This is a genomic window from Amycolatopsis sp. PS_44_ISF1, from assembly GCF_032335455.1.
Classification (GTDB): Bacteria; Actinomycetota; Actinomycetes; order Mycobacteriales; family Pseudonocardiaceae; genus Amycolatopsis.
Genome location: NZ_JANUXO010000001.1, coordinates 1602466 through 1626883 on the forward strand (window position 1 = coordinate 1602466; position 24418 = coordinate 1626883).

Annotated in this window: 27 protein-coding genes and 1 riboswitch; of the genes, 12 read left to right on the forward strand and 15 right to left on the reverse strand. The window is 71.9% G+C overall.

The annotated features are described in order from the left end of the window. Nucleotides 1–744: a GNAT family N-acetyltransferase gene (locus tag NYF13_RS07280; protein WP_315655107.1), complete on the reverse strand. Its 744-nt coding sequence runs from the start codon at nt 742–744 to the stop codon at nt 1–3. Between the two features lie 329 nt (nt 745–1073). Further along, entirely contained in the window at nt 1074–1970 is an 897-nt protein-coding gene (locus tag NYF13_RS07285; protein WP_315655109.1) for a Gfo/Idh/MocA family oxidoreductase, read from the reverse strand. 43 nt (nt 1971–2013) lie between these two features. Continuing rightward, nucleotides 2014–2149: riboswitch (cobalamin riboswitch) on the forward strand. Nucleotides 2150–2163: 14 nt separating this feature from the next. Between NYF13_RS07285 and NYF13_RS07290 the strand changes: the two genes are divergently transcribed. The 4 genes from NYF13_RS07290 to NYF13_RS07305 all read left to right on the forward strand — a co-directional run bounded on the left by NYF13_RS07290 (nt 2164) and on the right by NYF13_RS07305 (nt 6472). Beyond that, the gene (locus NYF13_RS07290) at nt 2164–2823 is read left to right on the forward strand and encodes a hypothetical protein (protein WP_315655112.1); all 660 of its coding nucleotides are present in this window, start codon (nt 2164–2166) and stop codon (nt 2821–2823) included. Further along, nucleotides 2804–3910, forward strand: a complete 1107-nt coding sequence (locus NYF13_RS07295; RefSeq protein ID WP_315655114.1) for a CbiQ family ECF transporter T component — start codon at nt 2804–2806, stop codon at nt 3908–3910. Before NYF13_RS07290 ends, NYF13_RS07295 begins: the two co-directional genes overlap by 20 nt. Next, the gene (locus NYF13_RS07300; RefSeq protein WP_315655116.1) at nt 3907–5508 is read left to right on the forward strand and encodes an ATP-binding cassette domain-containing protein; all 1602 of its coding nucleotides are present in this window, start codon (nt 3907–3909) and stop codon (nt 5506–5508) included. The genes NYF13_RS07295 and NYF13_RS07300 overlap by 4 nt, the downstream gene beginning before the upstream one ends. A gap of 157 nt (nt 5509–5665) precedes the next feature. Then, nucleotides 5666–6472: an ECF transporter S component gene (locus tag NYF13_RS07305; RefSeq protein WP_315655118.1), complete on the forward strand. Its 807-nt coding sequence runs from the start codon at nt 5666–5668 to the stop codon at nt 6470–6472. A gap of 48 nt (nt 6473–6520) precedes the next feature. Here NYF13_RS07305 and NYF13_RS07310 read toward each other — a convergent pair whose 3' ends face one another. Further along, entirely contained in the window at nt 6521–7381 is an 861-nt protein-coding gene (locus NYF13_RS07310) for a 3-hydroxybutyryl-CoA dehydrogenase (protein ID WP_315655120.1), read from the reverse strand. A gap of 106 nt (nt 7382–7487) precedes the next feature. Continuing rightward, nucleotides 7488–7673 carry a DUF3073 domain-containing protein gene (locus NYF13_RS07315; protein ID WP_315657250.1) on the reverse strand — a complete coding sequence of 62 codons (186 nt, stop codon included), beginning with the start codon at nt 7671–7673 and terminating at the stop codon, nt 7488–7490. 207 nt (nt 7674–7880) lie between these two features. Between NYF13_RS07315 and NYF13_RS07320 the strand changes: the two genes are divergently transcribed. Beyond that, on the forward strand, nt 7881–8777 hold the full coding sequence (locus tag NYF13_RS07320; protein WP_315655123.1) for a hypothetical protein: 897 nt from the start codon (nt 7881–7883) through the stop codon (nt 8775–8777). Here the strand turns inward: NYF13_RS07320 and NYF13_RS07325 are convergent. The 3 genes from NYF13_RS07325 to NYF13_RS07335 are packed head-to-tail and all read right to left on the reverse strand — an operon-like array spanning nt 8758 to nt 11478. Continuing rightward, nucleotides 8758–9696 (reverse strand): asparaginase, encoded by a 939-nt coding sequence (locus NYF13_RS07325; protein WP_315655126.1) that lies wholly within the window; start codon nt 9694–9696, stop codon nt 8758–8760. The two genes, NYF13_RS07320 and NYF13_RS07325, sit on opposite strands and share 20 nt — an antisense overlap. Then, nucleotides 9693–10280, reverse strand: coding sequence for an aerial mycelium formation protein (locus tag NYF13_RS07330; RefSeq protein ID WP_315655128.1), 588 nt, complete (start codon nt 10278–10280; stop codon nt 9693–9695). The genes NYF13_RS07325 and NYF13_RS07330 overlap by 4 nt, the downstream gene beginning before the upstream one ends. 49 nt (nt 10281–10329) lie before the next feature. Beyond that, nucleotides 10330–11478: a folate-binding protein gene (locus tag NYF13_RS07335; RefSeq protein WP_315655131.1), complete on the reverse strand. Its 1149-nt coding sequence runs from the start codon at nt 11476–11478 to the stop codon at nt 10330–10332. Nucleotides 11479–11588: 110 nt separating this feature from the next. Between NYF13_RS07335 and NYF13_RS07340 the strand changes: the two genes are divergently transcribed. Then, a complete protein-coding gene (locus NYF13_RS07340; RefSeq protein ID WP_315655134.1) occupies nt 11589–12434 on the forward strand; it encodes an aminodeoxychorismate lyase in 846 nt (281 codons plus the stop codon). 163 nt (nt 12435–12597) lie between these two features. Here NYF13_RS07340 and NYF13_RS07345 read toward each other — a convergent pair whose 3' ends face one another. From NYF13_RS07345 to NYF13_RS07380, 8 genes are all read right to left on the reverse strand, one after another. After that, a complete protein-coding gene (locus NYF13_RS07345; RefSeq protein ID WP_315655136.1) occupies nt 12598–13446 on the reverse strand; it encodes a biotin-dependent carboxyltransferase family protein in 849 nt (282 codons plus the stop codon). After that, nucleotides 13446–14048 carry a 5-oxoprolinase subunit PxpB gene (pxpB, locus tag NYF13_RS07350; RefSeq protein ID WP_315655139.1) on the reverse strand — a complete coding sequence of 201 codons (603 nt, stop codon included), beginning with the start codon at nt 14046–14048 and terminating at the stop codon, nt 13446–13448. The genes NYF13_RS07345 and pxpB overlap by 1 nt, the downstream gene beginning before the upstream one ends. 29 nt (nt 14049–14077) lie before the next feature. After that, the gene (locus tag NYF13_RS07355) at nt 14078–14695 is read right to left on the reverse strand and encodes an FABP family protein (RefSeq protein ID WP_315655141.1); all 618 of its coding nucleotides are present in this window, start codon (nt 14693–14695) and stop codon (nt 14078–14080) included. A 277-nt stretch (nt 14696–14972) separates the two neighbouring features. Continuing rightward, the gene (locus tag NYF13_RS07360; RefSeq protein ID WP_315655143.1) at nt 14973–15290 is read right to left on the reverse strand and encodes a DUF1416 domain-containing protein; all 318 of its coding nucleotides are present in this window, start codon (nt 15288–15290) and stop codon (nt 14973–14975) included. Then, nucleotides 15290–16126 carry a sulfurtransferase gene (locus NYF13_RS07365; protein ID WP_315655144.1) on the reverse strand — a complete coding sequence of 279 codons (837 nt, stop codon included), beginning with the start codon at nt 16124–16126 and terminating at the stop codon, nt 15290–15292. The genes NYF13_RS07360 and NYF13_RS07365 overlap by 1 nt, the downstream gene beginning before the upstream one ends. Before the next feature lie 30 nt (nt 16127–16156). Next, entirely contained in the window at nt 16157–16591 is a 435-nt protein-coding gene (locus NYF13_RS07370) for a DUF4395 domain-containing protein (protein ID WP_315655146.1), read from the reverse strand. 293 nt (nt 16592–16884) lie between these two features. Continuing rightward, nucleotides 16885–17406 (reverse strand): thioredoxin family protein, encoded by a 522-nt coding sequence (locus NYF13_RS07375; protein WP_315655148.1) that lies wholly within the window; start codon nt 17404–17406, stop codon nt 16885–16887. 7 nt (nt 17407–17413) lie between these two features. After that, complete coding sequence (locus NYF13_RS07380) at nt 17414–18313, reverse strand: DUF2993 domain-containing protein (RefSeq protein WP_315655150.1); 900 nt, start codon at nt 18311–18313, stop codon at nt 17414–17416. Nucleotides 18314–18465: 152 nt separating this feature from the next. Between NYF13_RS07380 and NYF13_RS07385 the strand changes: the two genes are divergently transcribed. The 6 genes from NYF13_RS07385 (at nt 18466) to pstB (ending at nt 24388) form a co-directional block, all read left to right on the forward strand. After that, nucleotides 18466–19230: a response regulator transcription factor gene (locus tag NYF13_RS07385; protein WP_315655152.1), complete on the forward strand. Its 765-nt coding sequence runs from the start codon at nt 18466–18468 to the stop codon at nt 19228–19230. A 75-nt stretch (nt 19231–19305) separates the two neighbouring features. Further along, nucleotides 19306–20202 (forward strand): mycothiol synthase, encoded by an 897-nt coding sequence (gene mshD / locus NYF13_RS07390; protein WP_315655154.1) that lies wholly within the window; start codon nt 19306–19308, stop codon nt 20200–20202. Nucleotides 20203–20445: 243 nt separating this feature from the next. Continuing rightward, nucleotides 20446–21570, forward strand: coding sequence for a phosphate ABC transporter substrate-binding protein PstS (gene pstS / locus NYF13_RS07395; protein ID WP_315655156.1), 1125 nt, complete (start codon nt 20446–20448; stop codon nt 21568–21570). A gap of 200 nt (nt 21571–21770) precedes the next feature. Beyond that, nucleotides 21771–22691, forward strand: coding sequence for a phosphate ABC transporter permease subunit PstC (gene pstC / locus NYF13_RS07400; protein ID WP_315657251.1), 921 nt, complete (start codon nt 21771–21773; stop codon nt 22689–22691). Nucleotides 22692–22693: 2 nt separating this feature from the next. After that, the gene (gene pstA / locus NYF13_RS07405; RefSeq protein WP_315655158.1) at nt 22694–23608 is read left to right on the forward strand and encodes a phosphate ABC transporter permease PstA; all 915 of its coding nucleotides are present in this window, start codon (nt 22694–22696) and stop codon (nt 23606–23608) included. 3 nt (nt 23609–23611) lie between these two features. Beyond that, entirely contained in the window at nt 23612–24388 is a 777-nt protein-coding gene (gene pstB / locus NYF13_RS07410; RefSeq protein ID WP_315655161.1) for a phosphate ABC transporter ATP-binding protein PstB, read from the forward strand. Nucleotides 24389–24418: the final 30 nt, after the last annotated feature.

Sequence of the window (24418 nt, forward strand, 5' to 3'; positions counted from 1 at the left end):
TCAGCCCAGGCAGAAGTGCACGCACTCGCCGGCCCGCTGGTAGCCGACGCGGCGGTACACGGTGGCGATCCCCTCGTCGCCGGGAGTGAGGAAGACCGTGTGCGCGCCCCGGTCGTGCCCCAGCCGCGTGAGGTGCGCGGTGATGGCCGACGCGATGCCGCGGTGGCGGTGGGTCGCCGCGACGCCGATGCCCGCGATCTCGGCGGTGCCGTTCTCGATCTCCAACGCCACGCCGCCGCCGACGATTTCGCCGGTCACCGTGTCCTCGACGAGCACGGCCCGCTCTCCGTGGGCCAGCGTGCCGGCCAGCTCGGCGTCGGACACGTCGGGGGACTCGCCGAAGGCCACGTTCTGCGCCGCGCGCAGGCCGCGCGCTTCGGACTCGTTCGACGGCGCGCGCAGCCCGATGCCGGCGGGCGCCGGGCGGTCCACGAAGTCGGCCGGGGTGCAGGTCATCAGCGGGATGCGCCGCTCCACGGCGTAACCCTGGTCGATCAGGCGCTCTTCGAGGTCCGGGGCGGCCTCGGTGAAGAACTCGAGCCGCGGCAGCAGGCCGCGGCGACGGTAGGCCGCGGTCAGCCGCACGATCTCGGCGGCCGAGGGCACGGCGTCGTCGTCGGGGATCGCGTAGTTGAGCATCGGGTGGCCGGTGTCCCGCGCGAAGGTGGCGAGGAACGGGCCTACGCGTTCGGTGTCCCGGCCGCGGGGCGCGGTCGTGCGGACATAAGCCTGGATGACGGACATGAGCCGGGTGAACCCTTTCGGGGTCGAGGGAGGAGCGCGTGCGCGGAGCACGCGCCGGGGGCGACGCGGAGGTGCTCGCGTCCGGCCTGGCTTCGGCCGACGCGGGCAGCGGCGGCGAACATAGGCGTTCCTTCGTCCGAAACGGGTTTGGCCCGAGTCTCGCACCTGGGGCAAGGGGTTTTCCGGCGCGGCGCCGAGGGGCGGGCAAGATCCCTCCGACCGGCCTCGACCGTCCACAGTGGATGCTGTGGACAACCCTGTGGAAGGATTTCCACGACTTGGCCGGAAGCCTTATTTCACAACGAAAAGTAGTGGGACTGCCCTGTGTACTACTTGGCCAGCTCGCGGGCCCGTTCGATGATCCAGGACAGGTGCAGGCCACGCCGGACGTCGCACGGGTGCGTGGTGGTGCCGCTCGCGATCATCGCGGCGAAATCGTCGAGCAGGGCGGTGTAGGACGCCCCGGCCGTGCCCGCTCTGCGGCCGAGCGCGCGGTACCCGTGCTCGCCGTAGACGGCGACCTCCACGACGGTGGGCTGGATCGGCAGGTGCAGGGAGAGCGTCGCGGTGCTGATCGCGCCCCCCTCGTGGGCCAGCATCAGCTGCCAGAGGTCGCCTTCCCCGTGGTGCGCCGCGAGCACCTCGGTGATCCGGCCGAGGGCGGCGTCGAGCAGGTCGAACGCGTGCGGGCCGAGGTCGGAGATCGAGCCGCCGGCGTCGTCGCGGCGCCAGGGCGAAGCCGCGTACTGGCCGCCGAGCAGGGCGCCCGAGAGCCAGCGGGCGCCGCCGCCGCGCCAGCCACCCGCGCGGGTGATGTCGTCGAGCCATTCGCGGGTCGGCGTGGCGAACCGCAGGGTGAGCACGACCAGCGACGCCACCTCGTTCGAGGTCACGGCGTCGGCGAGCCGCTGCGCGCCGGCCAGGTCGGCGGCGATCGGCTTCTCCAGGATCACGTGCTTGCCCGCTTCGGCCGCCTTGACCGCCAGCTCGGCCTGCACGGCGGGTGGCACGGCGAAAGCCACCGCGTCGACCTGCGAAAGCAGCTCGTCGAAGTCGCCGGTGCCGATCGCCCCGTGCGCGTCGGCCAGCTCCGAGGCGGCGCCGGGACGACGGGCCCAGACGGCGGTGAGGGTGGTCCCGGGGTGGTCGGCCAGCCCGGGCGCGTGCACCGTGGTCGCCCACGGACCGGTTCCGACGAGTCCGACGCGCAGCTGTCCGATTCCCACGCCCGGAAGTGTAGGTGTGGCCGGTCTCGCTTCCGGCGGCTCCCTCCGGTGGGTTAACGTCGGTGGGTTCTTCGCCACGAACGGGGGAATCCGGTGCGAGTCCGGCGCTGGCCCGCAACCGTGATCGGCCCTGGCCGGGGCCGTGAGCCGGATCGCCCGCCGTGGTCCGATCCGATGCGAGGTTCGTCGACCGATGTCTGTTCCACCGCCCGCCTGGGGGCGCGTGCTCGCCGCGTGCGCGCTGCTGTTCACCTTCGGCCTGGCCGGGGCCGGCCCCGCCGCCGCGACCGTGCCCGGGAAGGGCGCCGCGGGCTACTGCCCGGACGCCACCGGGGTCACCGTGGTCGTCGACTTCCAGGACCTCGGCGGCGAACCGCTGATCCGGTGCGCGCCCGGGCCGCAGGAGAACGGCGTCACGGCCATGCAGAACGCGGGCCTGGACCTGGTCGGCGCCGGCAAGTACGGGCTGGCGCTGATCTGCCGGATCGAGGGCCGGCCCGCCGACCAGTCGTGCACCGGGCTGCCGCCGGAGAGCGCGTCGTGGAGCTTCTGGACCGCGGCCGACGGAGGCCGGTGGGAGTCGAGCCAGGTCGGCGTGCAGGGCTGGAAGCCGCCGGCGGGCAGCTTCGAGGGCTGGTCGTTCGCGCACAACAAGGCGTTCGCGGACTACCCGCCGCCGCGGACCGCACCCGTGCGAAAGGCGAACGCGCCGGCCGCACCGTCTGAGCCGACTGCCTCGTCCGACGGAGGTTTCCCCTGGGGTCTGGTGATCGGCATCGCGGTGATCGTGGTGATCGCGGCCGCCGGGATCGTGACCGGGCTTCGGCGACGGCGTGGCGCGGACCGCTCGTGAGCCGCGCGGCCGGCCGTTGACCGGTGTCCCGAGAGCGCTGCACCCGGGTGCGTGGTGGGTCTGGGCGCTCGCGCTCGCCGTCGCGGCCAGCCGGACCACGAACCCGCTGCTGCTCGGACTGGTGATCGCGGTGGCCGGGTTCGTGGTCGCCCACCGGCGCACGGACGCGCCGTGGGCGCTCTCCTTCCGGATGTACGCCTACGTCGGCGCGGTGATCGTGGTGTCGCGCGTGCTGTTCCGGATCCTCATCGGCGGCGAGGACGGCGGGCACGTGCTGTTCACGCTGCCGGCCATCCCGCTGCCCCGGGGCGCCGCCGGGATCACCCTGCTCGGCCCGACGTCGGCGGAGGAACTGCTGGGCGGGTTCTACGACGGGCTCCGGCTGGCCGCGATCGTGCTCTGCGTCGGCGCCGCGAACGCCCTGGCGAATCCGAAACGCCTGCTCAAAGCGGTTCCCGGGGCGTTGTACGAGGTGGGCACGGCCGTCACGGTCGCGCTCTCGGTGGCCCCGCAACTGGTGGAGAGCGTGCAGCGGGTGCGGCGCGCGCGACGGTTGCGAGCGGGCCGTTCGCGCGGCCTCCGGGCCGTGAAGGGGATCTTCGTGCCGGTGCTCGCGGACGCGGTGGACCGCTCGCTCCTGCTGGCCGCGGCGATGGACTCGCGGGGCTACGGGCGGCGGGGCTACCTCGCGCCGCGGGTGCGCGTGCTGATCGCGGTGTGCGTGCTCACCGGGATGATCGGGGTGGCCGTGGGCGTGTACGGAGTGCTCGACGGGACGTCGGCCTGGCTCGGCGTGCCGATGCTGGCGGTGGGGCTGGTGGTGGCGGGGGCCGGGTTCGTGCTCGGCGGCCGTCGCGTCCAGCGCACGGCGTACCGGCCCGACCGGTGGCGACGGCCGGAGACCCTGGTGGCGCTGTGCGGCGTCGGCGGGTGCGCGCTGCTGTTCGCGGCCGGGCCTTCGGGGTTGTACCCGTCCGCGCTGGAATGGCCCTCGCTGCCGGTCCTGCCCGTGTTGTCCGTGCTGATCGGGGCGCTGCCCGCGTGGCTGGCGCCGCGCCCCGCACCAGTGCCGGAGGTCGCCCGGTGATCAGGTTCTCCCGCGTCGGGGTGGCCTACGACGGGGCCGCGCGGCCGGTGCTGTCCGAGGTGGACCTCGTGGTCGAGGAGGGCGAGCTGTGCCTGGTGGCCGGCCGGACGGGGGTCGGCAAGTCGACTTTCCTCGGCGCGATCAACGGGCTGGTCCCGCACTTCACCGGCGGCCGGCTGACCGGCCGGGTGCTCGTGGCCGGACGGGACACCCGCACGCACCCGCCGCGTGAGCTGGCGTCCGTGGTCGGGGTGGTCGGCCAGGACCCGCTGGCCGGGTTCGTCACGGACACCGTCGAGGAGGAGCTGGCCTACGGCATGGAGCAGCTGGCTGTGGCGCCGGAGGTGATGCGCAAGCGGGTCGAGGAGACGCTGGACCTGCTGGGCGTCGCCGACCTGCGTCACCGTCCACTTCGGACGCTTTCCGGCGGCCAGCAGCAGCGCGTGGCGATCGGCTCGGTGCTCACGGCGCACCCGCGCGTGCTGGTCCTGGACGAGCCGACCTCGGCCCTCGACCCGACGGCGGCCGAGGAGGTGCTGGCCGCGATCACCCGCCTGGTGCACGACCTGGGGACGACGGTGGTGGTGGCGGAGCACCGGATGGAGCGCGTCGCGCAGTACGCCGACCGGGTGCTGTACCTGCCGGGCGACGGCTCGGTGGCTTCGGGCTCGCCCGCGGAGGTGTTCGCATACGCGGACGTCGCCCCGCCGATCGTCGAACTGGGCCGGCTGGCGGGCTGGTCGCCGCTACCGCTCTCGGTGCGCGACGCGCGCCGTCAGGCGGGGCCCTTGCGGGCGCGATTGGCGGCTCACCCACGTCCTTCCACCGCGGTCGAGCCTGGCGCTTCGGTGGTGCGGGCGGCGGGGGTGCAGGTCCGCTACGGCGACGTCCTGGCCGTGCGCGGGGTGGACCTGCGGCTGGCGCGGGGCGAGGTGGTGGCGCTGATGGGGCGCAACGGATCGGGCAAGTCTTCGCTGCTGTGGGCCGTGCAGGGCAGTGGCCCCCGCTCGGGTGGCACGGTGGAGGTGCTGGGTGAGGACCCGGCCCGCCTGAAGCCCCGGGCGGCCCGGGCACTGGTCGGCCTGGTGCCGCAGAGCCCGGCGGACCTGCTGTACCTGGAGACGGTGGACGCCGAGTGCGCCCAGGCGGACGAGGAATCGGCGGCCGCGGCGGGCACGACGCGTTCGCTGCTGGACCGCCTGGTGCCGGGGATCGAGGGGAAGCTGAACCCGCGCGACCTGTCGGAGGGTCAGCGCCTGGCGTTGGTCCTGGCCGTGCAGCTCGCGGCCGCGCCCCCGGCTCTGCTGCTCGATGAGCCGACCCGGGGCCTGGATTACCCGGCCAAACGCCACTTCGCGTCGGTGCTCGCTTCCCTCGCGGCCTCGGGTCACACGATCCTGCTGGCCACCCACGACGTGGAGTTCGTCGCCGTGGCGGCCCACCGGGTGGTGGTGCTGGCCGAGGGCGAGGTGGTGGCGAACGGCCCCACCGCGGAGGTCGTGGTGTCGTCCCCGGCGTTCGCGCCGCAGGTGGCCAAGATCCTGGCTCCGGAGCCGTGGCTGACGGTGGACGAGGTCGCCGGAGCGCTGGGCCCATGAGCGTGGTGCTGGATCTCCGCCCGTGGGCGAGGGGGGCGAGCGGCCCGGTCGCGACCGAATCGGCCGGGAGCGGTCCCCGCGTGACCGAGCCACCGGTGGTGACGGGCCGTGGGGTCAGCGCGGACCCGCTCGCCGGAGCCACCGGGGCGGTGAGCCGGTGACCGACTTCCTCGGGCCCGCCGTGCGCATCCGGTGGCGGACCGGCCTGATCCTGGGGGCGGCGGTGGTCCTCGGGGTGGTGATGTTCTGCTGGCCCCTGCTCGTCCGCACCACCCCCGGTACCGGGGCGACCGCCGCCGGGCACGGTGTCGACGCTCCGTTCGTGTTCATGGCCACCCTCCCCGTGCTCATCCTGATCGTGCTGGCCGAGTTGTCCAGCGGGGGACTGGACGCCAAAGCCCTCGCCCTCCTCGGCGTCCTCTCCGCCGTCGACGCCGCCCTGCGTCCGCTCGGCGCCGGGACCGGCGGGATCGAGCTCGTCTTCTTCCTGCTGGTCCTCGCCGGACGGGTGTTCGGGGCCGGGTTCGGCTTCGTGCTCGGGGCGACGTCGCTGTTCGCCTCGGCGTTGCTCACCGGCGGGGTCGGGCCGTGGCTGCCGTTCCAGATGCTCGCGTCCTCGCTGGTGGGGATGGGGGCCGGGCTGCTGCCGAAGCGGGTCCGCGGGCGGTGGGAGATCGCCGTGCTCTCCGGCTACGGAGTGCTGGCCGCGTACTTCTACGGGCTCGCCATGAGCATGTTCACCTGGCCGTTCCTCGCCGGGGGCTCCGCGCTCGACTTCGTGCCGGGGGCGCCGCTCGGGGAGAACCTGCACCGCTTCCTGGTCTTCACCGTGCTGACCTCCACGCTCGGCTGGGACACCGGGCGCGCGCTGACCAACCTCGCCGCCATCCTGCTGCTCGGGCCGGCGATCCTGGTGGTCCTGCGCCGTGCCGCACGGCGGGCCGCGTTCGAGCCGGACCGCTGAGGCCACGGGTCACGGTCGCCGACCGGGGGCTGGGGGCGGCGGAAGTTCTCAGGAGTACGAGTAGAACCCGCGGCCGGTCTTCTTGCCCAGCAGGCCCGCGTCGACCATGCGCAGCAGCAGCGGCGGCGAGGAGTACAGCGGCTCCTTGAACTCCGCGTACATCGAGTCCGCGATGGCCTTGATCGTGTCCAGCCCGATCAGGTCGGACAGCCGCAGCGGGCCCATCGGGTGCGCGGTGCCCAGCTCCATGCCGCGGTCGATGTCCTCGGCCGAGGCGAAGCCGGACTCGATCATGCGGATCGCGGACAGCAGGTACGGCACCAGCAGCGAGTTCACGATGAACCCGGCGCGGTCCTGCGACCGGATCACGGTCTTGCTCAACGCCTCGGTGGCGTGCTCCTCGGCCCGGCGCGCGGTCCCTTCACTGGTCAGCAGTGAGGGCACCAGCTCCACCAGCGGCAGCACGGGCACGGGGTTGAAGAAGTGGATTCCGACCACCTGCTGCGGGCGGGCCGTGGCCATGCCGAGCTTCATGATCGGGATGGACGAGGTGTTGGACGCGAACAGCGCGTCCTCGCGCTCGACGATCTTGTCCAGCCGGCGGAAGACCTCGACCTTGGCCTGCTCCTGTTCGAGGATCGCCTCGATCACCAGGTCGCGGTCGGCGAACTCGTCGATCTCGGTGCTGAACCGCAGCCGGCCGAGCGCCGCTTCGGCGTCCTCGGTCGAGAGCTTGCCGTTCTTCACCCCGCGTTGCAGCGACTTCTCGATGCGAGCCCGGCCGGCGTCCAGCGCGGGCCGGCTCACCTCCGTGACGATCACGTCCAGGCCGCACCTCGCGTGCACCTCGGCGATCCCGGACCCCATCAGGCCAGCACCCACCACGCCCACCCGCTGGATGTCGCTCACCGGTTCGCTCCTTCACACCTTCGTGAGTACGAAAAATGGGCAGCACGCGACGCGCGAGGGCGGGCCCGGGTTCGCACCCGGAACCACCCTCGCGCGTCACGCCTGCTCAACGACGGTATTCGTCGTACCCGTCGTCGTACGGGTCCTCGTACCGTGTGTCGTCCTCGTGGCTGTTCTCCGAGGAACTACTCGACAGCTCGCGCTGCAAAGCATCGAAATCGGTGTCGTGGGAGCTGTACTTGAGCTCGCGCGCCACCTTCGTCTGCTTGGCCTTAGCCCGGCCGCGCCCCATGGCTCGACCCCCTCGCACAGGGGCGGGGCGGCCGGGGGAATCGGCGGCCCCGCATCGTCTCGACAGTTCTTTCCTGGTCACACCGTACCGTGTCCCGGGGGGTCGATGCGACGTGGCACGGTGTGCCGGTGGCGACAGTGTCCGCCGGACGCCGGTTACCGGCCTGTCGATGGCGATCCGCGCAGGTGGGCGTGCCACGATGCACTCGTGCTCCGTCCCTTCGTGGCCTATCTGCGGGTGTACGAACCCCTGCTCGCCTTGGGTGACCCGCCGGACGACCGGCTGCGCGCCGCGGTCGCCGCGGCGAAGCTGCGCCGGTCCGCCATCGGCGAACGGGAGCAGCGCATGTGGCTCAAGTCACAGGTGGCCGCGCCCGTGCGGCTGCTGCCCGCTGAGCTGTCCGACGGCCGCCCCGCGCCCAGCCTGCTCGACGACGTCCTGGTGCTCGACGCGGCCGAAGTGCCGTCCGGGCACCCGGTGGAGGGCCCGTTCGTCTGCCCGCTCGAACTGCGCGCCCGCTCGGCCGCCGCGCTGGTGACCTTCCTCGGCGACGCGCACCCGGCGTTGAAGAGCGCGGTGCTCGACGCCGGCGGGGTCTCCGCCGATCGGGCCCGGTCCCGCACCAAGGCCGCGATGGCCGACCTGACCACCGTGGCCGCGCACACCCTGACCACCACGTGGACGGTGCCGCTGCCGTGGTTCGTGCTGGTGGACCCGGACGAGCGGCGGCTGGTCCTCGGCGACGGTCCGGACGACCCGGTGCGCGAGCTGTCCTGGCGCACGTCCATGTCCGACGCCCTCACGCGGGCGGCGGAAGCGGGCGAGCTGATCGAGGCCGCCTTCGGCGAGTCCGGACCGGCTCGGGTGCTCTCGCAGACCCGCCAGTGGCTGGAGAGCTTCAACCCGTCCTCGGTCGTCGAACTCGACTACGGCGGCTTGGTCCAGCTGTTCGCCGATTCGATCATGGAGGCCGACACCACGGCCGAAGAGGTGCACGACATCGTGGACGCGCTGCGCACCGGCAACGTCGAGGAGCTGGCCGAGCTGTTCTCCGAGCTCCGCGAGTTCTGGGGCGGCCTGGCGGCTAGGGAGCGCTCCAACTGACCCGCAGCCGGCCGACCGGCTCGCCGCCGCCCAGCACGGCGGGCGCGGACAGCTCAGCCAGCTCGGAGACGTCGACGCCGAGGTGGCGCAGCACGGCCACGCCCACCGGGCCACGGCCGCGCTGGTTCCCGTCGTCCAGCTTCAGCGCCAGCGCGGTCCCGTCCGGCAGCGCCACGGCCCAGACCCCCTCGGCCCCCACCTTCGACAGCAGGCCGGGTCCGGCTTTCATCAGCTCGGTGTCTTCCCGGTCGGTGCCGGCGACCAGCCACGGGTGGACGCGCATCGCGTCGGCCACCCGCCGCTCGGGCGAACCCGGCTCGGCCTGCACCAGGCGGCCGAACGAGCGCGCCAGCCCGGTCAGGGAGAAGGCGAACAGCGGGGCGCCGCAACCGTCGACGCCGGTGGCGGCGATCGGCTCGCCGGTGAGCGAGACCACGGTGTCCGCGAGCGCCTGCTGCAGCGGGTGCGCCGGGTCCACGTAGCCGTCGGCCGGCCAGCCCGCCGCCACGCAGGTGGCGAGCATGGCCGCGTGCTTGCCGGAGCAGTTCATGGTGATCCGCAGCGGGCCGGCCGCCGCGCGCATCGACGCCTCGTCCAGCGCGTACTGGGGCGGGCAGGCCAGCGCGGTCTCGTCCAGGCCCACGGCCGCCAGCATCGCCGCGACGCGCTCGGTGTGGCCGGGCTCGCCGGAGTGGGAGCCGCAGGCCAGAGCCAGGTCGGCGCCCTCGTAGGACAGTCCGGAGTGGAGCATCCCGGCGGCCTGCAGCGGCTTGTTCGCCGAACGGGGGAAGATCGGGCTGGTGACGTCGCCGGTGGCCAGCACCACCGAGCCGTCCGGCGCGGTGACCACCACGGCGCCGCGGTGCGCGCTCTCCGTGAAACCGGAACGGACCACCTCGACCAGGACCGGGTTGGTCACCGCGGGGGGCCCTCGGTACCGGGGTCGGACCGGCCGCGCTCCGAGTCGAGCAGTTCGTCGACCGTCGCCGCGCCGCGCTGGTAGCGGGCGGCGATCTCGGCGTTGAGCGCGTCCATCACACCCTGCACCTGCCGGCGGAACGTCGACACGGACGTCTCCTCCGCGGCGTAGGTGTCCAGCGCGGCGGCGAGCTTGCTCTCGGACAGCGAGCCGACGTCGGTCAGGTCGGTGTCGCCGATCAGGGCCTCGGCGTGCCGCCGGTGCTCGCCCGCGCGTGACGGTTCGAGCCCCTGGTGGCGGCCGGAGCCCATGGCCGGGCCGATGGCGTTGTCGGCCAGGATGCTGGCCAGCTGGTCGACGATGCTGCGCTCACCGCCGGAGGACCGGCGCTGCTGCTCGGCGCGCACGATGTCGATCCGGGCGTGCAGCAGCCGCCGCAGGTAGGACAGGTCGGTTTCCTCCTGCGCGGCCTCGTCCCGGCGTTCGCGCAGCACCGGAAGCGGCAGGTCGCCGAGGCCGGTGAGGTATCCCGGGGCGAGGACGCGGTCGATCCGCCTTCGCCCGCCGGGACGAACTTCGATCACGGGCACATCCTGCTCTACATTCCCCGCCGACGCTACCGTCGAGTTCACTTCAGCCCCGAAGCCGCGAAGCGGCCTCTCGACCGGGGGCGGCGTGCTCGCCGGGTACCGAATCGGGGTCGACGGTGGCCTGGACCACCCGGTCGATGCCGGCTTCCTCGTCACGGGCACCGGCCAGCAGCTCCGCCCCCGCCGGGGTGGAGCGCTTCACCAGCGCCAGCGCGATCGGCCCCAGCTCGTGGTGCTGCACCACACTGCCGACCCGACCGACCACCCGCTCGCCCAGCCGCACCGGGTCACCGGTCTCGGGGGTGATCTCCGGGGAGCCGTCTAGGTGCAGCAGCGCGAGGTAGCGCGGCGGGCGGCCGACGTTGTGCACCTTCGAGACCGTCTCCTGGCCGCGGTAGCAGCCCTTCGCCACGTGCGCGGCGGAGCCGACCCAGCCCAGCTCGTGCGGGATCGAACGCTCGTCGGTGTCCGTGCCCAGCCTCGGGCGCAGCGACTCCACCCGCAGCGCGTCGAAGGCCCAGCTCCCGGCCGGGCGCGCGCCCGCGTCGGTGAGCCACCGCCACCAGTCCGCGAGCTGCCCGCGCGGCACCGCGAGGTCCACACTGGACCGGGTCGGCCACGGCATCCGGCGGGCGAAACCGCCGCCGGGCAAGGCGGCCACGGTGTACGGCGCGGGCCCGACCTCGGCGCCGGCCGCGGCCAGCACCCGCTCGGCGTCCGGGCCGAGCACGGTCAGCAGTGCCAGTTCCGTTGTGGCGTCGCGGATTTCCACTTTCGACCAGAACTTCATCGCCTCGAAGTACTCGAGCAGCGTCTGCTGGCCGCCCTTGGGCAGCGCACTGGTCGCGACCGGCTCCGGGTCGCTGTCGATCCAGACGGTGCCGTCGAGGTGCGCCAGCACGAAGTGGGTGTCGATGTGGCCCTGGCTGTCCAGCACCAGCGCCTCGGTGCCGGTGCCCTCGGCGAGCCCGGTCACGTGCTGGGAGATCACCAGGTGCAGCCAGGACAGCCGGTCCGCACCGGTCACGGCCAGCACCTCGCGGTGCGAACGGTCGATCACGACCACGCTGCGCGCGGCGGTGCGTTGCTCGGCGAACGGATCCCCCCAGTGCCACGGCACACCCGATTCCGGGTGTCCTTCGGGCGGGGCGATCGCGCGGGGGGCTTCCAGCAACGGCGAGCGATACGGCATGAGCACCAGACTAGCTCCGCTTCGCCACCTCGCAGCGCGCTCAGCGGTCTCACCCGGCGTGCCGGTGCGGGCACTCCCGGGTACTCACTGCCGGGTACTACGGTGTGCTCATGCGCGTTCTCGCCTTCCTCGACGGAAAACTGGCCGACCCCGAAGCCGCCCACCTCCGGGTGGACGATCTCGGGCTGCTGCGCGGCGACGGGGTGTTCGAGACCATCCTCGTGACCGGGGAGAAGCCGCGTGAGCTGCGTCCGCACCTCGACCGCCTGGCCCGCTCGGCCGCCATGCTGGAGCTGCCGGAACCGGACCTCGAAGGGTTCGAGCGTGCGGCGCGCGCGGTGATCGACCACTGGACCGGCGGCCGGGAGATCGCCCTGAAACTGGTGTACACCAGGGGAATCGACGGCGATCCGGCCGGTGGGCCGACCGCGTTCGCGGTGGGCCTGGAGATCGACGAGAAGGTCCAGCGCGCCCGCGCCGAGGGCGTGGCCGCCGTGCTGCTGGAGCGCGGCTTCGCCCCCGACGTCGCCGAGCGCGCCCCGTGGCTGCTGCTGGGTGCGAAGACGGTGTCGTACGCGGTGAACATGGCGGCCCTGCGCGAGGCCGGCCGCCGCGGCGCCGACGATGTGATCTTCACCGCCGCGGACGGCTCGGTGCTGGAGGGGCCGACTTCCACAGTGGTCATCGCGAAGGGCCGCACGCTGTACACCCCGCCCTCGTCGGTCGGCATCCTGCCCGGCACCACGCAGCACGCGCTGTTCCGCGGGGCCGAGAAGGCCGGCTGGACGGTGAAGGTCGAGCCGCTGGAGGCGGCCGACCTGACCACGGCCGACGGGGTGTTCCTCGCCTCCTCGGTCCGGCTGGTCACCCGCGTGCACACCCTCGACGGCGCACCGCTGCCGGATTCGGCCGCCCTGCACCGCGAGCTGGTCGAGATCTACGAGTCGGAGTACTGAGCTTTCGCCGGAGCACCGGGCTCGGCCGGTCCGCTCGATCGAAACGGCCGCCCGGGCGGTGCCCAGGACTGGGTGGCGCTAAGCCCCGGCGTCCGGCTGGGTCATCCGGCGTCCGGCGCCAGGAAGCTCTTGCCGCCGATGACCGTCGGCGGTTCCACGGTGGTCAGGCCGGGTGGAGTCGCACCTGGGTTCCGGGCCGGGCCTGCGCGAGGGCGTCAAGCGATTCGCGTCTCACCACCGCGACCACGGGATAACCGCCCGTGGTCGGGTGATCGGCGAGGAACACCACGGGCCGGCCGTTCGGCGGGACCTGGACCGCGCCGGTCACGATCCCTTCGCTGGCCAGCTCGCCCGGACGCGAGCGGCGCAGCGGCGGCCCGTCGAGCCGCAGGCCGACGCGGTTGGAATCCGCGGTCACCGTCCACCACCGGTCCAGCCCGGCCCCGGCACCGGCCAGCCAGTCGTCCCTCGGACCGAGGGTGACCCCGGCGATCAGCCGATCCGGTGCGGGCGGCGCGAAGACCACGTCGGCTCCCGCCGGCACGCCGGTCACCGGTCCGAGCGGGACCTTCGCGCCGGGCGTGAGCGGCTCCGGGCCGATCCCGGACAGCACGTCACGCGATCGGCTGCCCAGCTCCGGCGCCACGGCGATGCCGCCGGAGACCGCCAGGTAGCACCGCAGTCCCCGGACCGGCGTGCCGATTTCCAGCGTCTGGCCGGCGCGCAGCGCGACGGCGGCGTGGGACCCGGCGTCGCGCCCGTCCACGCTCACCTCGACCACCGGCCCGGTCACCGCCACCGTGCACGATGCGGTCGCGCGCACCGACAGCCCGCCCAGCAGGGCTTCGATCCCGGCGGCCTCCTCGGGGTTGCCGGCGAGCCGGTTCGCCAGCCGCAGCGCGCCGACGTCCAGTGCGCCCGAAGGCGGGACGCCCAGGTGCGCGTACCCGGGGCGGCCGAGGTCCTGGACCAGGGCGAGCGCGCCCGTGGTGAGCACTTCGAGCGCTCGCATCACACGCTCCGGAACCGGACGTGGTCACCGGGCGCGAGCAGGGCCGGCGGGTCCGCGGCCGGGTCGAACAGCGTCGCCGAAGTGCGCCCGAGCAGCCGCCAGCCGCCGGGCGACGCACGCGGGTAGACGCCGGTGAACTCGCCGGCGATCCCCACCGCGCCGGCCGGCACCCGGGTGCGGGGGGACTCCAGGCGCGGCTGCCGCAGTGCTTCGGGCAGCCCGGTCAGGTAACCGAAGCCGGGCGCGAAACCGGTGAACGCGACCGCGTAGACGGTGCCGGTGTGGAGTCCGACAACGTCCTGTTCGGACAGTCCGGCCGCGTGCGCGACCATGGCCAGGTCCTCGCCGTCGTACTGCACGTCGAGCGTCACCTCGCGCGGTGAGCCGGCCGGCGGACGGGCCAGGTCGGCCCGGTCGAGCAGTGCGCGCACCCGGTCGAGCACGGCCGGCTCGGCCACCACCAGCAGGCTCCGCGCCCCCGGCACCAGCTCGATCAGGCCCGGGACCGCGGCGGCCTCGACCGTGGCGCGCGCGGCGCTCATCTGGTCGAGCGAATCGCAGTCGAGCAGGGCGGCCTGCTCGCCGTACCGCCGCCAGTGCACGGCGTCGCCGTCCTCAGCCGCTCGGTCGCTCAGCCGGCGACGCGGTGCAACAACGCCGAAGCGTGCGGTTGCAGCTCGTGGCCCACCATCGCGCGCTCTTCGACGTAGCCGAGGTCGCCGTTGATCAGGCCGTACAGCCGCTTCGCGCCGGTGACGTCCTTCGCGGTGGCCGTGCGGATGACCGCGTCGGTGCCCAGCTCCCAGGACGTCTGGTTCAGCGGCTTGCCGTAGTACAGCTCGACCACCCCGGAGCTGTGCGTGAGCAGCAGTTCGAGGGTGTCGTCGGCCTGCGGGCGCCAGAAGCCGGTCTCGCGGGCGGCCGGGCGGAGGATCGAGCCGTCCTCGTTCAGCAGCCAGGAGCGGGCTTCGTGGTAGAGGAACGGCCGCCCGTCGTGCGCGACCGTGAGCTGCTGCGCGAACTTGCGCGGGCCGTCCTCGATCGTCGGGTAGTCGATCTCGCCCTCGCCCCGCCACACCCCGACGAGCGGCAGCAGCGCGAGGCAGGCCTCGTTGAGGTCCGGGCCCTCACGCAGGTTCGCCGTGTCGTTCGGGATCGGCAGGTCGTCCCAGACCGGCAGATTGCGCGTGCGGGTGCTCGCGGCCCGCTCCTCGGCGGCCGCGATGGCCTCGTCCCCGCTGGAAGTCATCGCTGGTCGGCGTACAGCCGGTAGACGACGTAGCAGGCGAACCACACGATGGCGACGGCCGCGAGGGCCAGCAGGATCGTAAACAGGGTCTCCACGCGAAGCAGAATAGTCCGGCCCCGCTGATCCGGCCCTGCGCAGGGTCGCCGCGGTGAGGACGGTCACCGCGGCAGCGTCGCGCCGGGTCACGGGGTCGGGCGGTGGCCGAAACGCGTGAAGACCTCCTTCGCCGCGGGTGAACGCGGGTCAGGAGGTCTTCACGGGTGCGGCCGGAAGAGCGTCAGGCGACCGAGATCGCCAGCCGGTGCAGGCCGGGGCCCTCCGCGGTGACGGTGGCTTCGCCGTTGCCGGTGCGGTGCAGGGCGCGAACGGTCCAGTGGCCCGGTGCCGCGTAGAAGCGGAAGTCACCGTCGGCCGAGGAGACGACCTCGCCGGTGAAGTCGCCGCCACCGTCGAGCAGGCGGACGAACGCGCCGCCGACCGGCCCCGCGTCGCCGGTCACCTTGCCGGCCAGCACGACCTGTCCCGAGGTGTCGAAGTCGGCGGGGGTGGCCTCCTGCGCAGGGGCGCCGCAGCCGTCGTCCGGGGTGGCCCCCATCACTTCGCTCCCAACTCGACCGGCACGCCGACCAGCGAGCCGTATTCGGTCCACGAACCGTCGTAGTTCTTCACGTCGCGGTAGCCGAGCAGTTCGTGCAGCGCGAACCACGCGATGGACGAGCGCTCGCCGATCCGGCAGTAGGCGATGGTGGCCTTCGACTCGTCGATGCCCGCGTCGGCGTACAGCTCCTTGATCTCTTCTTCGGACTTGAAGGTGCCGTCCTCGTTCGCCACCTTGGCCCACGGCACGTTCAACGCACCCGGGATGTGGCCCGGAACCTGCGCGACCTCCTGCGGGAGGTGGGCCGGGGCGAGCAGCTTGCCGGCGAACTCGTCGGGCGAGCGCACGTCCACGTAGTTCTTCGCGCCGATCGACTGCACCACCTCGTCGCGGAACGCGCGGATCGAGGTGTCCGGGTCCTGCGCCCGGTAGTCGGCGGCCTCGCGCTTGACCTCGTCGGCGTTCAGCTCACGACCGTCGAGCTCCCACTTCTTGCGGCCCCCGTCGAGCAGCTGCACGTTCTGGTGGCCGTAGAGCTTGAAGTACCAGTACGCGTACGCGGCGAACCAGTTGTTGTTGCCGCCGTAGAGGATCACGCGGTCGTTGTTCGAGATGCCCTTCCCGGCGAGCAGCTTCTCGAAGTCCTCCTTGCCCACGAAGTCGCGGCGCACCTTGTCCTGCAGGTCGTTGCGCCAGTCAAGCTTCACCGCGCCGCGGATGTGCCCGGCGTCGTAGGCGGTCGTGTCCTCGTCGACCTCGGCGAACACCACACCGGGGGTGTCCAGGTTCTCCTCGGCCCACTGGGTGGTGACCAGGACGTCTTCACGGCTCATGGAGCGAACTCTCTTTCTGGGGTGGGTGGTTCAGGATGCGCGCGGGCTGGGGCCGAACCGTTTGAACAGCAGGAACATCTCGCAACCGAGGCAGAAGTCGAACGCCGCGTTGAGGAAGGCGGCGAACAGCGCGAACGCCGTCGCCACGATGGCCAGCGGTGCCACCCCGGCGGCGAAGCCGATCGTGCCGACGAGGGCGAACACGAACCCCACGGTCTGCGCGAACCGCAGCGGCGCCGCGTCCTCGCGTGCACTGGCCGGGCCGAGCCGCGGCGCCACGAAGGCCCGGTAGAGGATCGAGTACGGCGCCGGCCGCAAGCCGATGAACGCACCGATCGCGAACACCACGGTCTGCGCGGCCAGCAACGGCCACCACTGCGTGAGCAGCACGACGGCGAGCACCACCGTGGTCACGATCGCGGCGAACCGCGGCCCACGCGGGTCGACGGCTTCTCCGGCGGACATGGTTCCTCCTGCTGCGGCTGGTGCCCGAGGCGGGCGAACACCACGCCGCGGGGGCTTACCTCGAGCTGGGGCCTGGGCGCGAGACGGGCTTCAGCGCCGACCGGGAGAACGCGGACACAAGCTGCTGCGCACGCGGCACAGGTCCACTGCGCGGCGCTGCGTCAGGAGGGTGATGGGCAGCTCGTCCACGCCGCCGAGGGTACCGATGCTCCCTGGGGGTGGGAACTGGTTTCATCCCTTGGGACAGGTCTCGGCGGCTGGGAATCAACGCGGTGAGCTGCGGTGGGCGCAGGTCAGCTTCGGGGGCCGGGATCGCCTCGGCGCGCGGCGGTCCCGGGCAGGTGCGGCTCCAGCGCCGTCAGCAGCTCGGCGCCCTTCGGCACCCCGCCGACCCGCAGCAGTTCGCGGCCGTCCGGGGTCAGGGCCAGCGTGGTCGGCGTGCGGAGCACCGACAGCGCCTGAGCCACCTCGGGCTGCTCGGTGACGTCGAGGTCCACGTGGTGCAGCCCTTCGGTCTTCCCGGCCAGCGCGGACAGGATCGCGCGGGTGTGGCGGCACGGGGCGCAGAACGTGGTGGAGATCTGGACCAGCGTCACGGCGGACGCCGGGTCGAGCGCCCCGGCGACCGGAGCGGGCAGGGCGCGGGCGGGGACGGACCGGCCGGCCTCGTCGGCGAGAGCCCCGGTCCGGACTCCCGCCCCCGCCGGAGCACCGGCACCGGTGGGAACCCGGATGCGGCCGTCGCGCGACTTCAGCAGCAGTCCGACGGCGGCGGCGAGCACCAGCGTCCCCAGCAGCACCCAGGCTCCGATCACCGGCGGCTCACCCCTTGTTCGTCTTCAGGTCCGAGAACTTCACGTCGTCGGCCTCGCCCTTGATGGTCACCGAGCCGCTGTTCACGTGCACCGCGGTCGGGGTCACCGACAGCGGCAGGCGCGAGGTGTCGATCTTCGCGCTGAAGTTCGGCAGCAGGACCTTCTGCACCGAGGCCGGGACGATGGTGGTCTCGTGGTCGTTCCCGAACTGCAGCCGGTTGGGCACGATGGTGATGGTCTTGGCCTGCAGCTCGATCAGCGCGAAGCAGAACAGCTCCACCTTCTGCCCGGCGATCTGGACGTTGCCGGACAGCCGGATGCCGGCCGTGTTGCCGTCCTGCGGCTCGCCGTTGGCGTTGTTCGTCGTCGGGTCGGGCTGCTTGCCCTGGTCGGTGTCGCCGTACTTGACGTAGGCCACGGTGGACTGGTCGATCTTGAGGTTCTGCACCTTGTCCAGCGGCGAGATGTGCGCGATGTCGCTGGCCTTGATCGTCACGGCGCCGGTCAGCTTGCCGACCTCGACCGCGGCCATTCGACCGGCGACGAGGTCGGAGAGCGGGGCGGTGACGTCCTCCAGCTCCGCGCTCACGCCGAGGTCGCGGAGGTCTTCGCCGACCGGAACCCCGTCGGCCGAGACGCTGATGTGACTGTAGTCACCGGCGAGGGCCTGGGTGAGGAACGGGAAGCCGTGGATCTGCACCGAGGGGTCGTCGGTCAGGCCGAGCTGGTCGCGGGCCTTCTGGGAGATCGTGTGCTCGGCGAAGGCGGCCGCGCCGAAATCGGCCCCGACCAGCACGATCGCGATCACTCCGAGCACGATCACCCAGCGGCGGATCCGCCGTCCGCGCGTCCGGTGGTCCGGCCGCGGGGCCGGTCGGTCGTCCCGCGTCACGGGCCTGCTCACCATCGCTTCGGTTCTCCTGTCGGTCGGGGCCGGGTGTTTGCCCAGGTGTGATCGATCCAGCACGCACTAGGTACCGGGGGTGCGCACCCGCTATTCTCACTTAGCACCGACCGAAGCCCTGTTCGAGGCGACGATTTGTGAAGGCGGTGCGGCTCATGAGCCTGGACCTTCTCGTACTGACTGCGGAAGCCGACCCCACCTCGGTACTGCCCGCGCTGGACTTGCTCCCCCACACCGTACGCGTTCGGGCCCCCGAGGTGACCGCGCTGCTCGACGCCGGGCACCGCGACGTCATCCTGCTCGACGCGCGCAGTGACCTCGCGTCCGCGAAGAGCCTTTGCCGGCTGCTCAAGGGGGCCGGCGAGGACGAGGCGACCACCCCGATCGTCGCGGTGGTCGGCGAGGGCGGCCTGGTCGCGGTGAGCGCCGAATGGCGCACCGACGACATCCTCCTGCCCACCGCCGGCCCGGCCGAGGTGGACGCGCGGCTGCGCCTGGTCACCACCCGCGACGGCAGCTCCGCCCAGGTGGACGCCGAACTGCGCGTGGGCGAGCTGGTGATCGACGAGGCCACCTACACCGCGCGGCTGCGCCGCCGCACGCTCGAACTCACGTACAAGGAGTTCGAGCTGCTCAAGTACCTCGCGCAGCACGCGGGCCGGGTCTTCACCCGTGCCCAGCTACTCCAGGAGGTCTGGGGTTACGACTTCTTCGGCGGCACGCGCACGGTGGACGTCCACGTGCGGCGGCTGCGCGCGAAGCTCGGCCCCGAGCACGAGCAGATGATCGGCACCGTGCGCAACGTCGGCTACAAGTTCGAGCGCCCGGCGAAGTCCGGTGGCGGTCCCGCGGTCAAGCCGCCGCCTTCGGCCGGGCCCGTGGTGGCGCCGGTCGAGGCGCCGGAGCTTTCGACTCGCTGACCACCGGGGCTCGTGGGTGCGCCCGGCGGTTCCGACCGGCCCGGGCCCGCACGAGCCCCCACTAGGCTGGACCGCATGGAGCCGGCTGACTGGACGAGCGAACCCGACGTCGAAGCGATCCGCGCGATCCTGCTCGCCGCCAAGGCGGTAGACGGGCGGCCCGAGGTGTCCGGGTCCGGCCCGTTGCCGCGCGAGTTCGGCGGCGGGCTGCACCTGCTCGCCGCCGGATCGGACGCGCCGCGGGGTTACCTCCACCTCGATCTCGACGGCGATTCCCACGGCCGCCAGGTCGCGGAGCTGGTGGTGCACCCGGAGCACCGGCGGCAGGGCGTCGGCACGGCCTTGGCGCGCGCGCTGGCCAAGCGGGCTTCCGCGGGTTACCGCGTCTGGTCCCACGGCGACCACCCCGGTGCGGCCGCCCTCGCCGCGAAGCTCGGCCTCGAACGGCGGCGCGAGCTGTTGATCCTGCACGTCGACGTCGAAGGGGCCGACTGGCCGGAACCCGTGCTGCGAGACGGCGTCCGGCTGCGCACCTTCGTGCCGGGCCAGGACGAGGCCGCGATGATCGCGGTCAACGCGAGTGCATTCGACTGGCATCCCGAGCAGGGGGCGCTGACGGTCGAGGACCTGCTCGAAGAGGAACGACAGGGCTGGTTCGACCCGGAGGGCTTCTTCCTCGCGCAGGACGCCGGCGGCGAAGTCGTCGGTTTCCACTGGACGAAGGTGCACGAACCGGTGCCCGGCCGCTTCGGTGGCGAGGCGGTCGGCGAGGTTTACGTCGTCGGAGTTAACCCGGCTACGCAGGGTGGCGGCCTGGGCCGGGCCCTGACCCTCGCCGGACTCCGTCATCTACGGGCGAAGGGCTTGCGCCAAGTGATCCTTTACGTCGAAGGGGACAACGCTCCGGCACTGGCGGTCTACGGCAAGCTGGGGTTTACCCGTTTCGAGACCGACGTTCAGTACGGTGAGTGATCACCGTGGACTCTTGATCCCACGCTGTGTTACGTTTTGCGCACCGGCTGGTCACGACGGGGACACGACCCCCGTTCGGAGTAGTCGCCCTCCTCACAACCGGGCCCTTGTTCACCTCGCGTTCAACTGGACAAGGGGGACCGTCCACCGTGGCTGCCTAATGTCCGGATCCGGCACGGCGCGAAAGCGTGTCATCCGGCGAAGGTCTCTTCTCGACTTGAGAAAGCCAGTGGAGGAAATGCAGTGAAGATCATGCGGCCCTTGGGCGCCGTGGGCGTCGCGGCGAGTGCGCTCCTGCTCGCCGCCTGTGGCTCCGACCCCGCGGCGAGCAACAGCAGCGCCGGCTCGTCGGCCGCGCCGGCCGCCTCCGGCACCGCGCAGGTCGACTGCGGGGGCAAGAACCCGCTCTCGGGCGAGGGCTCGACGGCGCAGAAGAACGCCATCGACGTGTTCACCCTGGCCTACGGCAAGCAGTGCAGCGGCCAGCAGGTGAACTACACCGCCAGCGGCTCCGGCGCGGGGGTCAAGCAGTTCAACGCCAACCAGGTCGACTTCGGCGGCTCGGACTCGCCGATCACCGGCGCCGACCTCGAAGCCGCGACCAAGCGCTGCGCTTCCCCGGCGTGGAACATCCCGATGGTGGTCGGTCCGATCGCGGTCGGCTACAAGCTCCAGGGCGTCGACAAGCTGACCCTGACCCCGACCGTGATCGCGAAGATCTTCAACGGCGGCATCAAGAAGTGGAACGACCCGGCCATCAAGGCGGTCAAGGGCAACGAGGCCGTCTCGCTGCCGGACAAGCCGATCCAGGTCGTCTCCCGCTCGGACGAGTCGGGCACCACCGACAACTTCCAGAAGTACCTCGGCGCGGCCGCCAAGGGCGTCTGGACCCAGGGCGCGGGCAAGAAGTTCAACGGCGGTGTCGGCAACGGCGCCGCGGGCTCCAACGGGGTCGCGGGCGCGGTCAAGGCCGCCGACGGCGCGATCACCTACGTCGAGGGCGCGTTCGCCAAGGACGGCATCACCCCGGCCCTGATCGACAGCGGCTCCGGCGGCGTCGAGCTGAGCGCGCAGAACGTGGCCAAGTCGCTCGACACGGCCAAGTTCCTGCACGAGGGCTCGAACGACCTCGCGCTGGACCTCAACGGCATCTACGCCAGCAACACCCCGGGTGCGTACCCGCTGCTGCTGACCACCTACGAGATCGTCTGCTCGAAGTACGCGAGCCCGGACACCTCGAAGGCCGTCAAGGCGTTCCTGAACACCGCCGCGACCTCCGGCCAGCAGCAGCTGTCCAGCAAGGGCTACGTGCCGATCCCGCAGAGCCTGCAGGACAAGGTGCTGACCGCCGTCAAGGCGATTTCCTGACCGCACGCCCGCTGGAAGAAGAGTCAAGACCGACTGGATAAGCAACCACCTCGATGAGCGAGTCACCCTCGACGCGAACGCCCACCGGCGACCCCGGTGGGCGTTCGTCGTCCGCCCGAGCGTTCCCGGAGGATCCGATTTCGGACACACCAGCCGCGCCGGCGCCCGAGTCGCCGCCCGCGAGCAACCAGCCGAAGAAGGTGCGGGCCGGTGACCGCATCTTCCAGAACCTGACCACCGGGGCCGGCCTGTTCATCGTCGCCCTGATCGCCCTGATCGGGATCTTCCTGATCGTGCAGGCCATTCCGGCGCTGCGGGCGGACAAGGTGAACTTCCTGTTCAACCACGGGTGGTCCACCAACGATCCGGCGAACATGGCGTTCGGCATCCTCGACCTGCTCGAGGTGACCGTCGCGACCTCGCTGGTCGCGCTGGTGATCGCGATGCCGGTTTCGCTGGGCATCGCGCTGTTCCTCACCCAGTACGCGCCGAAGCGGCTGGCCCGCCCGTTCGCCTACGTCATCGACCTGCTCGCGGCGGTCCCGTCGATCATCTTCGGCCTGTGGGGCATCCTCGTGTTCGCGCCCGCGATCGAGCCGTTCGCGCAGTGGGTGAACGACACGTTCTCGTGGATCCCGATCTTCGCGCCCGGCAACGTCGCGCCCAGCGTGCGCGGCACCATCTTCACCGCGGGCATCGTGCTCGCCGTGATGATCCTGCCGATCATCACCTCGCTCTCGCGCGAGATCTTCGAGCGCACGCCGACCACGCACATCGAGGGCGCGCTGGCGCTCGGCGCCACGCGCTGGGAGGTCATCCGCACCACGGTGCTGCCCTTCGGCAAGGCGGGGTACATCGGCGCGTCGATGCTGGGCCTCGGCCGGGCGCTCGGCGAGACGATCGCCCTCGCCGTGATCCTGCTGATCCCGGTCGGCCGGAACTTCGACTGGAGCGTGTTCGACGGCGGCGCGACCTTCGCCTCGAAGATCGCCGCCAACTACAGCGAATTCAACAACGCGACCTCGGCCGGCGCGTACATCGCGGCCGGGCTGGTGCTGTTCGTGCTGACCTTCCTGGTCAACTTCGCCGCCCGGTCCATCATCGGCAAGAAGGGGGACTGAGCATGTCCACGACGCTCGAACGCCCCGCCACCGCGCCGGCCTTCCAGCAGGTCAGCCTGGCCCGCAAGGCGAAGAACACCCTCGCCACCGTGCTGGTCTGGCTGTCGTTCCTGGTCGCCGTGGTGCCGCTGGTCTGGGTGCTCTACACGGTGATCGCGAACGGCGTGAAGCGGATCCCCTACTCGAACTGGTGGACCCAGGACTTCGGCGCCGTGCTGAGCGACGAGGTCGGCGGGGGCGTGCTGCACGCCATCATCGGCACGCTGCTGCAGGGCCTGGTGTGCGCGGTGATCGCCGTGCCGATCGGCATGCTGGTCGCGATCTACCTGGTCGAGTACGGCCGCGGGAAGCTCGCCAAGGCCACCACGTTCATGGTGGACATCCTCTCCGGCGTTCCGTCCATCGTGGCCGCGCTGTTCATCTACGCGCTGTGGATCACCACGCTGGGTCTGCCGCGCAGCGGTTTCGCGGTTTCGCTGGCGTTGGTGCTGCTGATGATCCCGGTGGTCGTGCGGTCCTCGGAGGAGATGCTCCGGATCGTGCCCGACGACCTGCGTGAAGCCTCCTACGCGCTGGGCGTGCCGAAGTGGAAGACGATCGTGAAGATCGTGCTGCCGACGGCGATGTCCGGCATCATCGGCGGCATCATGATGGCCCTGGCCCGCGTGATGGGCGAGACCGCGCCGCTGCTGGTGCTGGTGGGCTACTCGTCCTTCGTGCACTGGAACATCTTCAGCGGCGAGCAGGCCGCCCTGCCGCTGGTGATGAACAACGAGCGCGTCACGAACTCGATGGACCCCGGCAGCGTCGGCTTCGACCGGATCTGGGGCGCGGCCCTGACCCTGGTGCTGATCATCGCCGTGATCAACCTGCTCGCCACCCTGATCTCCCGCATCGTCGCCCCGAAGAAGAAGTGAGTCATGGCCAAGCGAATCGACGTCAAGGACGTAGACATCTACTACGGCAAGTTCCACGCCGTGGACGGCGTCACCCTCCAGGTGCCGCCGCGCAACGTCACCGCGTTCATCGGGCCGTCCGGCTGCGGCAAGTCGACCGTGCTGCGCACGCTGAACCGGATGCACGAGGTCATCCCGGGTGCGCGGGTGGACGGTCAGGTGCTGCTCGACGGCGAGGACATCTACTCGTCCACTGTGGACCCGGTCTCGGTCCGCCGCACGATCGGCATGGTGTTCCAGCGGCCCAACCCGTTCCCCACGATGTCCATCAAGGACAACGTGGTGGCCGGACTGCGCCTGGGCGGCACCAAGAACCGCAAGCAGCTCGACGAGATCGCCGAGCGCGCGCTGCGCGGGGCCAACCTGTGGAACGAGGTCAAGGACCGGCTGGCCAAGCCGGGCGGCGGCCTCTCCGGCGGCCAGCAGCAGCGGCTCTGCATCGCCCGCGCCATCGCGGTGCAGCCCGACGTGCTCCTGATGGACGAGCCCTGTTCCGCGCTCGACCCCATCTCCACGCTCGCGATCGAGGACCTGATCAGCGAGCTGAAGAAGGAGTTCACGATCGTCATCGTGACGCACAACATGCAGCAGGCCGCCCGGGTCTCGGACCAGACGGCGTTCTTCAACCTGGCCGGCGTCGGCCAGCCCGGCCGGCTGATCGAGCTGAACGAGACGGAGAAGATCTTCTCCAACCCTGACCAGAAGGCGACCGAGGACTACATCTCGGGCCGCTTCGGCTGAGCCCCCGGCACCGGTGGCGCAACGGCTCCT